The organism is Mycobacterium sp. 360MFTsu5.1 (assembly GCF_000383495.1).
GTDB lineage: Bacteria > Actinomycetota > Actinomycetes > Mycobacteriales > Mycobacteriaceae > Mycobacterium > Mycobacterium mucogenicum_B.
Genome location: NZ_KB911463.1, coordinates 137,985 through 152,864, shown reverse-complemented (window position 1 = coordinate 152,864; position 14,880 = coordinate 137,985). Strand labels below are relative to the sequence as shown.

13 protein-coding genes are annotated in these 14,880 nt (G+C 68.1%); 6 read left to right on the top strand and 7 right to left on the bottom strand.

Translation table 11 applies throughout. The features are described 5' to 3' along the window. Positions 1-115 precede the first annotated feature (115 nt). Genes H289_RS0104315 through H289_RS0104305 form a run of 3 tightly spaced genes read left to right on the top strand, consistent with a single transcriptional unit; the run spans position 116 to position 2,873 of the window. On the top strand, positions 116-1,003 hold the full coding sequence (locus tag H289_RS0104315; RefSeq protein ID WP_020099521.1) for an ABC transporter permease: 888 nt from the start codon (positions 116-118) through the stop codon (positions 1,001-1,003). Then, the gene (locus H289_RS0104310; protein ID WP_036420119.1) at positions 1,000-2,052 is read left to right on the top strand and encodes a taurine ABC transporter substrate-binding protein; all 1,053 of its coding nucleotides are present in this window, start codon (positions 1,000-1,002) and stop codon (positions 2,050-2,052) included. Before H289_RS0104315 ends, H289_RS0104310 begins: the two co-directional genes overlap by 4 nt. Next, positions 2,049-2,873, top strand: coding sequence for an ABC transporter ATP-binding protein (locus tag H289_RS0104305; protein ID WP_020099519.1), 825 nt, complete (start codon positions 2,049-2,051; stop codon positions 2,871-2,873). The genes H289_RS0104310 and H289_RS0104305 overlap by 4 nt, the downstream gene beginning before the upstream one ends. A 4-nt stretch (positions 2,874-2,877) precedes the next feature. On the opposite strand, the gene H289_RS0104300 is transcribed toward H289_RS0104305, so the two are convergent. Genes H289_RS0104300 through H289_RS0104280 form a run of 5 tightly spaced genes read right to left on the bottom strand, consistent with a single transcriptional unit; the run spans position 2,878 to position 10,636 of the window. Continuing rightward, positions 2,878-6,075, bottom strand: coding sequence for an arabinosyltransferase domain-containing protein (locus H289_RS0104300; RefSeq protein WP_020099518.1), 3,198 nt, complete (start codon positions 6,073-6,075; stop codon positions 2,878-2,880). A gap of 11 nt (positions 6,076-6,086) precedes the next feature. Beyond that, the gene (locus H289_RS0104295; protein ID WP_020099517.1) at positions 6,087-7,949 is read right to left on the bottom strand and encodes a galactan 5-O-arabinofuranosyltransferase; all 1,863 of its coding nucleotides are present in this window, start codon (positions 7,947-7,949) and stop codon (positions 6,087-6,089) included. After that, positions 7,949-8,728 carry a decaprenylphospho-beta-D-erythro-pentofuranosid-2-ulose 2-reductase gene (gene dprE2 / locus H289_RS0104290; protein WP_020099516.1) on the bottom strand — a complete coding sequence of 260 codons (780 nt, stop codon included), beginning with the start codon at positions 8,726-8,728 and terminating at the stop codon, positions 7,949-7,951. Before dprE2 ends, H289_RS0104295 begins: the two co-directional genes overlap by 1 nt. 8 nt (positions 8,729-8,736) lie before the next feature. After that, a complete protein-coding gene (gene dprE1, locus H289_RS0104285; RefSeq protein WP_020099515.1) occupies positions 8,737-10,149 on the bottom strand; it encodes a decaprenylphosphoryl-beta-D-ribose oxidase in 1,413 nt (470 codons plus the stop codon). 25 nt (positions 10,150-10,174) lie between these two features. Next, complete coding sequence (locus H289_RS0104280) at positions 10,175-10,636, bottom strand: GtrA family protein (RefSeq protein ID WP_155944054.1); 462 nt, start codon at positions 10,634-10,636, stop codon at positions 10,175-10,177. 46 nt (positions 10,637-10,682) lie between these two features. Between H289_RS0104280 and H289_RS0104275 the strand changes: the two genes are divergently transcribed. After that, positions 10,683-11,306: an HD domain-containing protein gene (locus H289_RS0104275; RefSeq protein ID WP_020099513.1), complete on the top strand. Its 624-nt coding sequence runs from the start codon at positions 10,683-10,685 to the stop codon at positions 11,304-11,306. Here the strand turns inward: H289_RS0104275 and pdxR are convergent. After that, the gene (gene pdxR, locus H289_RS0104270; RefSeq protein WP_020099512.1) at positions 11,296-12,717 is read right to left on the bottom strand and encodes a MocR-like pyridoxine biosynthesis transcription factor PdxR; all 1,422 of its coding nucleotides are present in this window, start codon (positions 12,715-12,717) and stop codon (positions 11,296-11,298) included. The genes H289_RS0104275 and pdxR overlap by 11 nt on opposite strands. Before the next feature lie 49 nt (positions 12,718-12,766). Between pdxR and H289_RS0104265 the strand changes: the two genes are divergently transcribed. Beyond that, the gene (locus H289_RS0104265; RefSeq protein ID WP_029104774.1) at positions 12,767-13,249 is read left to right on the top strand and encodes a carboxymuconolactone decarboxylase family protein; all 483 of its coding nucleotides are present in this window, start codon (positions 12,767-12,769) and stop codon (positions 13,247-13,249) included. Here H289_RS0104265 and H289_RS0104260 read toward each other — a convergent pair. Further along, positions 13,218-14,117 carry an alpha/beta fold hydrolase gene (locus H289_RS0104260; protein WP_020099510.1) on the bottom strand — a complete coding sequence of 300 codons (900 nt, stop codon included), beginning with the start codon at positions 14,115-14,117 and terminating at the stop codon, positions 13,218-13,220. The two genes, H289_RS0104265 and H289_RS0104260, sit on opposite strands and share 32 nt — an antisense overlap. Positions 14,118-14,198: 81 nt before the next feature. Here H289_RS0104260 and H289_RS0104255 point away from each other — a divergent pair, with 81 nt between their 5' ends. Then, positions 14,199-14,828, top strand: a complete 630-nt coding sequence (locus H289_RS0104255) for a winged helix-turn-helix transcriptional regulator (RefSeq protein ID WP_020099509.1) — start codon at positions 14,199-14,201, stop codon at positions 14,826-14,828. Positions 14,829-14,880: the final 52 nt, after the last annotated feature.

Below are 14,880 nucleotides of genomic sequence, written 5' to 3'. Positions count from 1 at the left end.
GCTGCGTTTAATCCTTGTGGTCTGGACGCGCCGTCTGTCGGATGGACGCCATGCGTGCGAGCGGTGTGTCGTTTCACTGGCGGCGCCTTCCTACCCCTCCGACTCAGGCCAGTTCATGACAACCACCGTTGATCCACCCGAAACCGACAAGCCCGTCTCCGGCTCGTTGCCGCTGCCGCGATTGCCGCAGAGTTACCCGCCGCTGGTGCGAGCGCTGCTGATCCGGGCCGTCGCGCTCGGCGCCTTCCTGCTGGCGTGGTGGGCCGTCACCGCCGCCAAGCTGATCGACCCGCTGTTCCTGCCCAGCCCGGGTGCGGTGTGGGATGCCTTCGTCCGGGCGAATTCCTGGCACCAGATTGCGCCGGGCGTGCCGCGTGAGGTGCTGGGCGAACAGAACTACTTCCTGTGGGAGCACCTGATCGCCAGCTTGCAACGGATCCTGGCCGGGGTGGGTGTTGCGATTCTGGTCGGTCCGCCGCTGGGCTTTCTGATGGGCACGGTGCGGCCGATAGCGATCGCGCTGGAGCCGTACCTGAACTTTCTGCGGGCGCTGCCACCGCTGGGTTACATCGGTCTGCTGATCGTGTGGTTCGGCATCGGCGACACGTCCAAGATCTGGCTGCTGTTCCTGGCCGCATTTCCCGCGATCACGGTTTCGACGCTGGGTGGTGTGCAGTCGGTTCCGTCGGGGTGGGTCAATGCCGCCAGTTCGCTCGGGGCGACTCGCTGGCACACGGTGTGGCATGTGATCTTCCCGGCATCGCTGCCGTCGGTGGTCAATGGCATCCGGCTGGCGGTGGGCTTCGCCTGGACCACGGTGGTCGCGGCGGAGCTGAACAACGGCATCCCGGGTATCGGCGGCCTCGCGTTCTACGCGGGCCAACAGACCAACACACCGTTGACCATCGCCTGCATCATCGTCATCGGCATCACTGCCCTGGCGCTCGACGCGGCCATCAAGTATCTCGGCGAGCTTGCGACACCCTGGCAGGGGAAGGCATGAAAAGCGTTGCAGCAATAGCGGTTACCGCGCTGGTCGTCCTGGCAACCGCGGGTTGCGTGGAATCCGGCCGCGGCGAACAGGTCCGGTCGCTGGCAGAGAAGGTGGAGTGCCCGCTGCCGCCCAACCCGGACATCACCAGCACGGTGCGGATCGGCTATCAAGAGATCCCGAACGGGGACCTCATCGTCAAGGACACCTCGCTGCTTGCCACGTGCCTGCCGAAGGCGAATATCACGTGGAGCAAGTTCGCCTCCGGAGGCGACGTGCTGCAGGCGTTCCGGGCCCGCTCGCTGGACATCGCGCTGCTCGGCTCGGCGCCGGCGGCCCGCGCGCTGTCGCAGCCGCTCGACATCGATATGCGGGTGGTGTGGATCCACGACGTCATCGGCAAAGCCGAATCGCTGGTGGTGCATGACCCGGCAATCACCGATATTCAGGGCTTGAAGGGTAAGTCGATCGCGGTGCCATTCGCATCGACGTCGCACCTGTCCCTGCTGACCGCGCTGGACCGTGCCAAGATCACCGGCGACGTGCGGCTGATCAACACCCAGCCCGACGCCATGCTGGCGGCTTGGGGAAACGGCATCGATGCGGCATGGGTGTGGGATCCGGTGCTGTCCAAACTGGCCGCCAAGGGGCATGTGATTGCCGACTCGGCGCAAACCGCGGCTGACGGCTCGCCGACCTTTGACCTGGAAGGCGCGCGTAGTGAATTCGTCAACGCGAACGGCCCGTTCCTGAAGTACTGGACCGCGGCGCAGAACTGGGCCACCGAGCTCATCGCGTCGGACCCGCAGCGCGCCGCCAGGCATATCGCCGCACAGCTCGCGGTGCCGCCCGACCAGGTGGTGACGCAACTCGGCGGCTACATCTACCCGACGGCGCGCCAGCAGCTCGACGCGAAGTACTTCGGTGGCGGGCTGTCGGCAGCGTTGCTCGGCACCGCGACATTCCTGAACCGGAACAACGGCGACGTCGAGCGGGTATCGCCGGCCGAGCGGTATCGCGCAGCGCTGTATCCCAACGCGATAAAGGAAGTGGCGCAATGACATCGGAAACGACGGTGGCACCGGAAGCGACGGCAGCGCCCGAGGCCGAGGGCATCGAACTTGACGCCATCACCAAGGTCTACCCCTCCTCCGACGGTGAGGTGATCGCGCTGTCGGAGACCACGCTGAGCATCGAACCGGGGGAGTTTGTCGCGGTGGTCGGACCGTCGGGCTGCGGCAAGTCCACGCTGTTGCAGACGCTGGCCGGATTTGTCACACCGACGACGGGAACCGCCCGGGTGGGTGGACACCCCATCGACGGCCCCAACCCGGATCGCGGGGTGGTGTTCCAGTCGCCGACGCTGTATCCGTGGCTGACGGTGGCCGGGAACGTCGAGTTCGGTCTGCGCGCGCGAGGGGTACCCAGCGCGGAGCGGCGGGAGCGGTCCGCGTCGGTGCTGGAACTGGTCGGGCTGGCCGATTTCGCCGACAAACGGCCATACGAACTGTCCGGCGGCATGCAGCAGCGGGCGCAGATCGCACGAGTACTGGTCGGCGACCCCGGCATCGTGCTGATGGATGAACCGTTCAGCGCGTTGGACCCGTTCACCCGGCAGCGGCTTCAGGTGGAGTTGCTGTCGATCTGGGAGCGGGACCGCAAGACCGTGCTGTTCGTTACGCATTCAGTGGAAGAGGCGGTGTTCCTGGCGACGCGCGTGGTGGTGATGAGCGCGCGGCCCGGACGGGTGATCGCTGACCGGCCGGTGCGGCTACCGGGTGATGTTCCCGGCGCCGCCCGGACGGTGGATGTGCTGGGCACGGCCGAATTCGCCGCGCTGAAAGCCGAACTGGCCCGGCTCATCCTGGAAGCCCACGGCTGAATTTCTAGGAGTGCCGTAACGGCGCCGGGGCCCACAGCCCGCTGCGCGTGGCCTTCCCGAGGTCGATCTGGGCCGGCTGCGCATCCGGGTAGTACTGCGTGAACTGCTGCAGCGAGCCCCAGTCCCGGAACCAGTCGTCCTTCAGATACGTCGGCACCGGGGTGGCCTTGAACAGCAGCTCGGTGATGCCGAGCGGCCCGCCGCCGAGGTAGTCCATGACGGGCGAGTTGGCCTCGGCGCCGAAGCGGTCCGGCAGGATGCGCCACTTGGGCACCTCGGTGACGCCGTTGTTGTGGCCGAACGGGCGCTGGCACGGGAACGCCAGACCGACGAGCCAGTCCAGCATCACCGGATCCTTGGAGCCGACGACGTCCTGCAGCGTGCGCAGCTTCGGGATGCGCGGCGGGGTCAGGGCGATCCAGTGCTGCGGCGCGAGATCGTCGTCGGTGGCGACGATGCGGATCAGGGTGGCGTCGGGCGGGATGGCGGCCATCGGGGCGCGCAGGTTGCGCCAGGCGGGTGCGGCACCGACGTCGGCGAAGCCGACGGCCCCGGCGATCTTGCCGGCCGCGGCCTGGGCGTCGTTGGCGTACTCGACGCGGACCTCGCCCTGGTTGAAGCGGCCTGCGGCGGCGACGACGAGCAGCGGGCCGGCCTGATCGCGGGGCGGCAGTTTGTACCAGCCCGAGCGCATCCGCGCCGGGATCTGAACGCCGGGGCGCCAGCTGCCGAGCACCGGGGTGGTGGCCGGATCGAGGTTGTAGGGCAGTCGGGCCTTTGATCCGTTCACTCCCGCGGCAAAGGTGGTGCCGCCTTCGGTGCCGGGCTCCGCGCCGCTGACGGGGCCGCCGTCGTTGTCGGCGAAGTTGGTGCCGCCGGGCGGTTCCATGACGGGGTCCGCGGAAACGTCGGCGGGAATTCCGTTGGGGGTGAAGCCTTCTGCGCTGCCCGCGCCGAGGGCGTCGCCGACTGTCCCGGACTGCGGAACGAGCTTGCCGGCGTTCGTGTCCTGTTCGACCATGACGTCGTCGGCCAGGCCGCAGGTCTTACCGGTCAGCGCCTGCAGGTTCGAGCGGCCCACCGACCAGGCCGGCCACTGCTGCGTCATACCGAGGGTCAGTGACAGCACCTCGAAGAACACCACGATCCACGACGCAATTGCCAAGGGCGCCTGAGGAATCCGGCGACTGACCGGACGCTCGGGGTCGTGGTCGTAGAAGTGCAGCCACGCCGCCCACAGCAGCGTCAGGAACGACAGGCCGAACAGGAAGGTGGTGAAGCCGAAGTGCCACTCGGGGAACTGGTTCGACCACGGCACACCGAAGTTGGAGACGTACCACCAGCCGTTCACGGTGGCGAACGACAGCGCCAACACGAACAGAACCGTCGCGGCGAACATCGCCCGGTTGCGGCGGGAGCGCATCGCGACGGTGCCGACCGCGATGGCGGCCAGCGCGCCCAGCGAACCGGCCAGCCCGGCGAACACCCCGAAGTGGTGCGTCCACTTGGTCGGCGTGAACATCATGGCCAGGAACGAGATGATCGTGATGCCGACGATGCGCCGGGCCGGCCCGGCGGCGGTGCCCGGAATTCGCCCCTTGCGCAACGACATTGCGAGCGACACCGCCAGGGCAAGCAGCAGCGTGAGCACCGCGAACCGGCGGGCCACGGAGCCGTCGGGGCTGGTGGTGAACAGCCGCTCGTAGCGGATGTGCTCGTCGAACCAGCTCAGCGCGGGGCCGACGGTGGTCTTGAAGGAGCTGGCGTCGAGCTCGGCGGCCAGCGTCTGGTCGCGGAAGATCAGGATCGCCGTCACTGTGCCCGCGGCGAGGATCGGTGCCAGCAGAGCCAGATAACCGAAGCGCGAAGTATGCCGCGCCACAATCGTTTTCAGCGGGCCGACGGCGACCAGCAGAGCGCCGATCGCGGCGATGCCCGTCGGGCCGGAGAACAACGTCAGCGCACCGATGATGATGGCGATGGCCACCGGCAGCAGCCGGCTGGTGGCGACGCCGCGTTCCACCGAGCACCAGGTCAAGAGGATGCCGAGCGCGATGATGGGCTCCGGCCGGATGCCGTTGTTGAGCGGCAGCCAGAACGCCAGGAACATGCCGGCGGCCGTCCAGGCGGCGGCACGGCTGTTCTTGACGGCGTGGCCGAGCCGGGGGAGCACCTCGCGGCTGATCACCCACCAGCACGCCAGCGCCATCAGGAGCGTGGGCAGGCGCATCCAGATGCTCGACGTGGAGACGTGCGCCCACAGCGCCAGGAGGTCGTAGTACCAGCCGAACGGCGCCTCGGGGGTACCGAACCAGCGGTAGTAGTTGGCCATGTAGCCGGCGTGCTCGGAGACGCGGGCCATGGTCAGGATGTAGCCGTCGTCGGAGGTGTTGGCGCCGACGAAGTGCCACCACACCAGCGTCGTGATCACGACGCCGTCCAGCGGCTTCACCGACCACCACCGCGACGGCAGGAACCGCTTGTGCGGAACGCCGTCGGCGCGGTCCAGCACGTGCAGGGCACTGAGTGCGACGACGGTCAGCACCACGCCGAAGATCATCGCGAGCATCTTCAGCAGGGTCGGGGACGTGCTGTAGCGCGAGTCGACGGTCGCCGAGAACGTCAGCCCCGGCGGGGCCGCGCCGGACAGGTCGGTGAAGACGCCGACGATCTGCGGGCGGAAGTCATAGCCGCTGAGCTCGCCGCGCAGGGGCTTGCCGGGGTTCTTGTCCTTCGGTCCCTGCACGAGGCCGACGATCTCGCCGGTGACCTTGTCGGCGTGCGCGGTGAACTTCAGTTCCTTGCACGCGGGGCTGAGCACCTGGGTCAGCGGCGCGCTGACGACCGGGGTGTTGCGGACGATCACCAGCAGGTCGCCGCCGACACGCTCGATCAGCAGGCCACGGTCGACGGCCTTGGGCGCCTGCTTCGGCACGGTGGACAGCAGTGTGGTGGCAGGGCCGGTGAGGCCGGCCGCCGCCGAACACGGGATGGTGATGTTCAGGTCGGTGGCCACGTAGCCGATCAGCGGCGCGTCGACGCTCTTGAGGACGCCCGCCTGCGGCCAGTTCAGCTGCGCCGTGGTCTGGTTGACCGGCAGCAGCGGCGTCGCCATCGCCAAAAACGCGCCGAGCAGTCCGGCGACGATCGCGATCCACCGCGCTGTGCGGTGATTGCGCTCTACCTCAGGTTCCCCGGCCACGGGCCTAGATGTTAGTGGCCGCTACGGATGGCCAGCACAAACGGGCCGATATCGGTGACCTGCCAGTGCTTGCTGTCGAACAGCCGCTCGTCGAGTGGCACCTGGTAGCGCCGCACGTTGGGCTGGTTGGGGTAGACGTCCTCGGCCAGTCGCAGCGTGTAGGTGCCGGTGCCGCCGTGGCGCATCAGGAACACCGTCGGCGCCGGCCAGGGCAGCGTGTCGAGTGCCTTGGCGAAGGCGTCGGGGTTGGTCATGGTCGCCCAGCTCTCGATGGCGCCGGAGCGTTCCTTGAACTGCGCCAGCGGGTTGGCGTAGTGCGACGTCAGGCCCTGGAACCCGTAGTAGGGGTAGTAGGACAGGAAGCTGTAGTCCGCGGTCATCACGACGGTCTCGTTGCGGGGCTTGCCCGTCGCCGCGGTGATCTTGCGGTCGACTTCCTGATAGAAGCGTTCCGAGCCGGGGGGACGACGGTCGGCGCGCTGGCCGTAGCCGTCGGTGTCGGTGTACGCGACGGCGATGTCGGCCCGCAGGATGTCGGGGATCGCCTGGCTGAACGACACCGCGCCGATCGCACCGATGACCGCGGCCACCGCGATGATCCGGTTGGTGGTCGGCTGCGCGTACCGGTGCGCCAGGGCGCGGGCGGCCTCCAGGAAGCCGAAGGTGCCGGCCGCGACGAGCAGCACGAGCAGGGTGGGCTGCAGCCGGAACGACAGCAGCGTGGTGCGGGCGAGGGTGGCCAGCATGGACAGCAGCGACCACGCGTACACCGATACGACTGCCATCCCGAGGGCGGCGGCGCGCGTCGAGCTGCGGCCCTTGACCACCAGCCACAGCGTGCCGACGAGGCACATGACACCCAGCAGGGTGGCGTCGAGCATCGGGAAGGTCAGCTGCGCACCGGCCATCGGTAGGTAATGCTGCGCGGTGCCCTTGTCGGCGGGGTGGCCTTCGAGCACGGCGAGGTAGTACGGCGCCCAGTGGATGGCGGCAATGACGCCGGAGATGACGGCGATGACGGCCACCCGGATCAGCGGCTGGATTTGGCGCCGGGACACGGCGAGCAGCAGCGCCATCAGCGTGAGCGTGAACGCCGCGTAGCCGAACAACAAGGTGTAGAACAGCGCGGCGATGCCGAGGAAAATCCCGGTTCCGAGGATCGCGGCCCAGCCGCGGCCGGTGGCTTTGAGCCCCGACCACGCCAGCACGAACACCGGCGGCAGCAGGACGACGAGGACGGCCGAGTAGGGCTCGGTCGAGGAGTACGCCAGCGTGACGGCCGCGGTCGCGGTCGTCACCGCCAGGGCGGACTCGAAGCGAATCATGGCCGTCCACAACACGAATGCGGCGACGATCGCCGCGGTGATCGTGACAATCGCCCACGGCTTGAACATCTCCCACGCCGGCGTGCCGGTCAGCGCGGCCGCCCGGCCGCCGAGCCAGAACCAGCCCGACGGGTAGTACGGCGGCAGCCCCAGGTACGTCATGTCATGGGGGACAGCGGTATCCGTGAGGCGCGTCAGGTACTCGGTGCGGAACTGCTGGTCGACCGAGATGCCGAACAGGTACAGCTTGGTCGCGCCCAGCGGCATGCCGAGGGTGACGACCGAGAACGCCGCCAGTAGCGACGTGGCCGCGACCTTGGCGCTCTTGCGCCAGCCGCGACGCCACGCCCACCCCGCGAGCAGCAGCCCGATCAGCACGGCGCACTGGCCGGCGGTGGTCAGGGCATGCAACTGGTTCGACGAGTTGAACGCCGGCCACTGCACGCGGGCAATCGCTTGCAGCGCAACGACCGCGATGATCACCGCCAGCGCCATGGCGGCCAGCATCTGGCCGCTCACCCTGGCGCTCGCGGCCAGCGCGCTGCGCATCAGAGCGGGAGTTTGCGGAAGATCGACCGCGGGATGTGCCGGATGACGGCCATCAGGTAGCGCACCGGATTGGGCGCCCAGATGAGCTCCTTACCCTTGGCGGCGGCAGCGACGGCCTGGTTGGCGACGTCTTCCTTGTCGACCGTGAACGGCGCCTCCTTGGCGCCGGTGGCCTTCCAGTGCTCCAGCGTCGTGGTCGTGCGGACCTGGCCGGGGCGGATGACCAGAACCCGAACCCCGAACTCCCGCAGTGCCTCTCCGAGGCCCAGGTAGAAGCCGTCGAGGCCGGCCTTGGTGGAGCCGTACACGAAGTTGGAGCGGCGGACCCGCTCGCCGGCGACCGACGACATGGCGATGATCTGCCCGAAGCCCTGCGCCTTCATCTTGTCGCCGACCAGCACGCCGACGGAAACCGCTGCGGTGTAGTTGATCTGGGCGGTCAGCACGGCCTTGGACTGGTTCTGCCACAGTTCCTCGGCGTCACCCAGGATACCGAAGGCGACGATCGCGACGTCGACATCGCCCTGCTCCCAAGCGGATTCGATGACGGCCGGGTGACTTTTCGTGTCCAAGGCATCAAAATCCAGGTACACGACCTCCTTGGCGCCGGCCGCCTCGATCTGCGCGATGGCGGCGTCGCGCTTGGGGGCGTTCGGCAGGTCGGCGAGGATCACGCGGGCCTTGGCGTTCCTGAGGTAGCGCTCGACGATGGCCAGGCCGATCTCCGAGGTACCGCCGAACAGCAGAATCGTCTGCGGGTTGCCGGTTGCGTCAATCACTGAGTCTCCTAGAGAAGTTCGAGGCGGCGGGCCATGTCGGAGGCGAACACGCCGTTCGGGTCGGCTTTGCGGCGGGTGGCGATCCACTCGTCGATCCGCGGGTACATCTTGTGGAAGCTCTCGGCGCTGACGCGGGAGTCCTTGGCGGTGTACACGCGACCGCCGAATTCCATTGCGCGCTTGTCGAGTTCGTTGAGGAACTCGTTGACCCCCGGGCGGTTCGGGAAGTCGAGGGCGACGTTCCAGCCCTGCATCGGGAAGCTCAGCGGCGCCTTGTTGCCCGGGCCGAACAGCTTGAAGACGTTCAGCGCCGAGTACTGCTTCTGCGTGTGCATCCAGCGGATGATGCCCTTGAACTCTTCGAGTGCGTCGGGCGGAACCAGGAACTGGTGCTGCGCGAAACCCGCTGGGCCATAGGCATATTGCCAACCGGAGGTGATGTCGAGCATGTGGTAGAACTGCGTCAGGTTGACGATCTTGCCCTGGTAGTTGCCGCTCATGCGGTAGAACGCCTCGCCGATCATGGAGAGCGAGAGCTTGTTCATGAAGCTGACCGGGAACAGGTTCGGGATCGCCGGCAGCTGGGGCGCGGTGAACTTCAGCGGATCCTTGGCCAGCTTGGCGGGCAGCTGGTCCACCTTGGCCAGGCTGCCGCGGCTCACGGCGGCGCGGCCGAGCTTGGGCTCCGGGCTGATGAGGTCGAACCAGGCGCTGGAGTACGTGTAGTTGTCCTCGCTGCCGTCCTGGTGCACGGCCACGGTCTCTTCCAGATCGTGCGTGGCGATGCCGTCGGCGATGAAGTAGGCGCTCTCGGTGCGGGTCATCTTGATGCGCGCCCGGATCACGATGCCCGTCAGCCCGTTGCCGGCGACGGTGGCCCAGAACAGCTCGCTGTCCGGTCCGTCGGGGGTGATGGTGTGCACCTCGCCGTCGGCCATCAGCAGGTCCAGCGACAGCACGTGGTTGCCGAAGCTGCCCGCGCTGTGGTGGTTCTTGCCGTGGATGTCGGACGCGATCGCGCCGCCGACGGTGACCTGCCGGGTGCCCGGCAGCACCGGAACCCACAGCCCGAACGGCAGCGCGGCCTTCATCAGCTGATCGAGGCTGACCCCGGCGTCGACGTCGGCGATGGCGGTCTCGGAGCTGATCGAATGGATCCGGTTCAGCGCCGTCATGTCGACGACGATGCCGCCGCCGTTGCACGCCTGGTCGCCGTAGGACCGGCCGAGACCGCGGCCGAGGATGCCTCGCCGCAGGTGGGCGGGGCTGGAAGAGTTTGCGTCCGCGACCCGCTTGACCGCCTCGGCGATCACTGACACATCGGGTGTGGACAGCACGTTTGCCACGGACGGTGCCGTGCGGCCGAACCCGGTGAGGGCGCGGCGCGTCAGGGGCAGCGTGGCGTCAGGCTGGGTAGACATAACGGTCAAAGGGTACCGGCCAACGTCACTTCAGCCGGAAAATCACGGCTCGCTGCACCACGAAGTTGATGACAGTCGCCGTGCCCTGGGCGATGACGAACGCCACAGGTCGCCGCCAGGACTCGCCGGCGAATTGCAGATAGAACAGCTGATTGATGCCGACCTGCAGGCCGAAGGTGACTGCGTACAAGATCACAACCGCGATGAAGCGCGCCCGGTTCGGTTCCGCCTGGAAGGTCCAGCGCCGGTTGATCAGATAGGCCGTCGTCGTGCCGGCGATGAAGCTGAGCGTCTTCGCGATCAGCGTGGCGCGGGCGTCGGGCATGCCGTTGGCCACGAAAACGGCACTGAGCAGTGCGTACAGGCCGTAGTCGACGACCGCGGACAGACCGCCGGTCACCACGAAGCGCCACGCCTGCGTCACCAGTCCCAGAGACGCCTCGACGGCCTTCTCGGCGCTGTGTTCGGCGTCGTGTTCGGCGGGGATCTCCACTGGCTCGGCCACCCGGGCAGCTTACGTGCACCATGGACACGTGACCGATTTGCTCCAGGCATGGCGCACACTGCTGGCGCGGCATTCGTCGTCGCCGCGGGTCGACGACGTCGGGGCGGCGCTGCTGGGCCGGTGGGCCGAGCCGCACCGCAGTTACCACGACCTGAGTCACCTGCGCGGCATCCTGTCCGGAGTGGACGCCCTGGAGGAGTTCGCGGACGATCCTGATGCGGTCCGCCTGGCGGCCTGGTACCACGACGCGGTGTACGCGGGGCAGTCCGACGACGAGGAGAACAGCGCGCTGCTCGCGGAGGCGGACCTCACCGATCTGGGTGTGGCCCCGGCGTTCGTGGCGGAGGTGGGCCGCTTGGTGCGGGTGACCATCACGCACGATCCCGCTGCCGACGATCACAACGGCCAGGTGCTGTCCGATGCCGACCTGGCGGTGCTGGCGGTGCCGCCGGCCGACTATCAACACAACACCGCCCGGGTGCGGGCCGAGTACCGCCACGTCAGCGATGCGGATTTCGCCCTGTGGCGTGGCCGGATGATCGCGGCGATGCTGGCCGGGCCGTCGCTGTATCGAACGGATGAGGGACGGCGGCTGTGGGAGGACGCGGCTCGGACCAATCTGAAGGCGGAGCTGGCGGCGCTCAGCGGCTGACGGCCGTCAACACGTCGTGCAATGCGTCGAGCGCCGCGGTGAACTCGTGATCGGCGGGCGTACCGAAACTCACCACCACGCCGTCCTGGTGCGGGGTGTCCGGCGCCGCATCCGGGTGGCGTAGCAGCGCCAGCCCGGACAGCGCGAGCCCGGCGTCGGCCGCGCGGCGCATGACCTCGTGTTCGGTCCCGTCCGGCAGCCGGATCAGTGCATGCAGCCCGGCGGACAGTCCGCTGATCTCGACATCCAGCCCGGACAGCTTGGCCGCCAGCGCATCTCGCCGCCGGCGGTAGCTGTTGCGCATCCGGCGAATGTGCTTGTCGTACTGGCCGGATTCGATGAAGTCGGCCATGGTCAGCTGATCGATGGCGTTGACGTAGAACTGTTGCCCGCCCGCCGCAGCCAACACCGGGTCGATCAGGTTGTCGGGCAACACCATCCAGCCCAACCGCAGCACCGGTGACAGGCTCTTGCTGGCCGAGCCGAGATAGGCTACCCGGTCGGGATCCAGGCCCTGCATCGACCCGATCGGTTGCCGGTCGTAGCGGAACTCGCCGTCATAGTCGTCTTCCAGGACATAGCTTTTCGTGCGGACGGCCCACTCGAGGGCGCCGGTGCGCCGCGTGGGATGCAGTGGCACGCCGTGCGGGAAGTGATGCGCCGGTGTGAGCAGAACCGCTGCGGCGCTGGTCTTTTCGAGGTCGCCGACGACGGCGCCGTGATCATCGATCCGGATGGGCACGGTGGCGGCCCCGCTGGCGGCGATGGCGTCCCGGAACAGGAACAGGCCGTAGTTCTCGACCGCAATGGTATTGGGCGCGAACACTTTCGACAGCAATTCGACGGCGTGCCGGGTCCCGGCGCAGACGACGATCGATTCGGCCGTGGTGCGCACGCCGCGGGCTCGGGCCAGATAGGTGGCGAGTGCGGTGCGCAGTTCGTGGCGGCCACGGGCGTCGCCCGTTCGGAGCGCTTCGGTCGGGGCGTTGGTCAGGGCGCGTCGGGCCGACGCCAGCCAGGCCTGTCGTGGGAAGGCCGCGACGTTTCCCGAACCGGGCATGAGGTTGTTGGTAGGGGTGCCCGGTTGGGCGCGCTGGGTGGCCGGCGCCGATTCGGTGTGCGCGCCGATGACCCAGGTGCCCGCGCCCTGGCGGGAGCCCAGCCAGCCCTCGGCGACCAGTTCGGCGTAGGCCTCCGCGACGGTGTTGCGGGCCAATCCGAGGTCGGCCGCCAGTGATCGGGAGGGCGGCAATGTGGTCCCGGCGGATAACCGGCCTGACCGGACCGCGTCCCGCAGCGCTCGGATCAGCTGGTCACGGGTACCCCGCCGGCCCGGCCGGACGGTCTGACCGAGGTCCAGGTGCAGGTCCAGTCCAGCGCCGTTCGCCTCAGAATTGGCCCATGAAACCACGTAGAAATTGAACCATGTTCACGGGATTTTGGTGGCTAGCGTGGATGCCATGACCGAGACACTGAATGCACCCACCACCACCGCCCACACCAAGCGCATCGACATCTACGACGCCGCTCCCGAGCTGTACGCCGGGATGATGGCCTTCAGCAACGCCGCGTCCAAGGAGCTCGATTCGACCATCGGCGAGCTCATCAAGATTCGCGCCTCGCAGATCAACCACTGCGCCTTCTGCCTCGACATGCACGTCCACGACGCGCGTCGTTTCGGCGAGACCGAGCAGCGCCTGGCCCTGGTCGCGGCGTGGGAGGAAGCCGGCGACCTGTTCACCGAGCGAGAGCGGGCCGCGCTGGCCATCACCGAGGCCATCACCGATCTCAGCCGCGGCCCGGTTCCGGATGACGTTTACGCCCAGGCGGCCGCCGTGTTCACCGAGCGCGAGCTCGCGCACGTCGTCGGCATGGCCGCCGTCATCAACTCGTGGAACCGGCTGAACGCCGCTACGCGGAAGGCTGTCCCGCGCCGTCGCTGAATGTGCGGATCGCAGAAGCGAATTCCTCGGGGGCGTCGGACTCGACATAGGTTCCGGCGCCCTCGACGATGACGGTCGTGTGGTCGGGGAACGTCGCTTCCAGCCGCTCGCGTTCCTGGGCGCGGAAGGCGATGTCGGCGTCGCCCCAGATGATCAGGGTCGGCAGGTGGGCGAGGTCGGGCAGTCCGCGCTCGACCTCCGCGAAGAAGTCCCGGCTCGCCAGCACGCGGCCCGGAAGTACGGCCGACGCCTGGCGCCGGTCCGCGGTGTCCAGCGCCCGCCGGTAGTGGTCCATCTCGGCGTTGGTGAGCTTCCGCCTCCGGTGGCCGGTGGGGATGAACGCGTTGACCAGCAGATTGAACTGGCGGACCAGGAAGCGCGTCGGCAGCCCGCCCATGATGCGGCCGAATGCTTCGAAGTGCAGCTCTCCGTTGACCGGCCAGGCCCAGGTATTCGCAAGCACGAGCCGATGGAAGACCCCTGGCCGCCGCTGTGCCACCGCAAGGCCGATCATGCCGCCCCAATCCTGTCCGACCAGAGTGACGTCCTTCAGATCGAGGGCGTCGACGAACGCGGTGGTGACATCCGCGTGTTCCTCGGGCAGGTAGCGATAGCCGGGCCTCGGCGTCGACAGCCCGAAGCCGGGGTAGTCGAGGGCGATGCACCGAAAGTCTTTGCGCAGCAAGCTGATCACGTCGCGGAAGAGGAATGACCAGGTCGGATTGCCGTGCAGCATCAACAGTGTGGGGCCGGATCCCTCGTCCACGTAGTGCACGGTGTTGCCGTCGATCTCGATGAAGTGACTCTCGAACGGGAACAGTTCGTCGTCGACCCAGGCGGGCCGTGTGGTCTGAGCGGTGTTGGTCATGGCAACCCCTGTCGGATCGGCTTTCCCGGTATGCTTGAACATCTCACAGTCACTTGAGAAACTCAAGCAGAAGGATGGGCGATGCGGAGCTACGACCAATACTGTGGGCTCGCCCGTTCGCTCGAAATCGTCGGCGACAGATGGAATCTGCTGATCGTCCGCGAGCTCTTGATCGCACCCGCCCGCTATCGCGACCTGATCGACCATCTCCCGGGGATCGCAACCAACATGCTCGCCGACCGGCTCCGGGACCTCGAGGCCGCGGGCGTCGTCGAGCGGCGGCTGGCCGGCGAGGGGAGTGCGGTCGAGTACATCCTGACCCCGTGGGGCGCGCAGCTGCGCCAGCCGATCGAGAGCCTGCTCCGCTGGTCCACGCCGCTGATGATCAGTGGTCCCGCCGGCGGTGACTCCTTCCGGCCGGAGTGGCTGACCCTCGCCGTGCCGGCCCTGCTCAACGGCCGGGTGAAGGTCCGCTCCGCCGTGACGATCGGCCTCGTGATCGGCGACCAGACGCTCCAACTGCGGGCGACGCGCTCGGGCTTCGAGGTCGGCCCGCGCGACGGCCGCAAGCTCGATGCCTCGGTCACGGCCATCCCCGCTTGCATCCTCGGTCTCGCCGCGGGCGCACTCAGTCTCGGTGATGCGCGTGCGCTCGGGCTCGTCAACGTGGACGGGGATGAGGCCGCCGTCAGATCAGCCCTCGGTGCGTGATCGGACCCCTCGCGCCGCTGATCGGGGTTCAGTTCGCCGCTGATCCCGCAGC

Excerpts from the sequence above, each read along its gene's own strand:
- H289_RS0104260 (WP_020099510.1), bottom strand. The coding sequence starts at position 14,117 with ATGACCAACACCGCTCAGACCACACGGCCCGCCTGGGTCGACGACGAA.
- H289_RS0104265 (WP_029104774.1), top strand. The coding sequence starts at position 12,767 with ATGACCGAGACACTGAATGCACCCACCACCACCGCCCACACCAAGCGC.
- H289_RS0104255 (WP_020099509.1), top strand. The coding sequence starts at position 14,199 with ATGCGGAGCTACGACCAATACTGTGGGCTCGCCCGTTCGCTCGAAATC.
- H289_RS0104295 (WP_020099517.1), bottom strand. The coding sequence starts at position 7,949 with ATGCGCAGCGCGCTGGCCGCGAGCGCCAGGGTGAGCGGCCAGATGCTG.
- H289_RS0104305 (WP_020099519.1), top strand. The coding sequence starts at position 2,049 with ATGACATCGGAAACGACGGTGGCACCGGAAGCGACGGCAGCGCCCGAG.
- H289_RS0104310 (WP_036420119.1), top strand. The coding sequence starts at position 1,000 with ATGAAAAGCGTTGCAGCAATAGCGGTTACCGCGCTGGTCGTCCTGGCA.
- dprE1 (WP_020099515.1), bottom strand. The coding sequence starts at position 10,149 with ATGTCTACCCAGCCTGACGCCACGCTGCCCCTGACGCGCCGCGCCCTC.
- H289_RS0104315 (WP_020099521.1), top strand. The coding sequence starts at position 116 with ATGACAACCACCGTTGATCCACCCGAAACCGACAAGCCCGTCTCCGGC.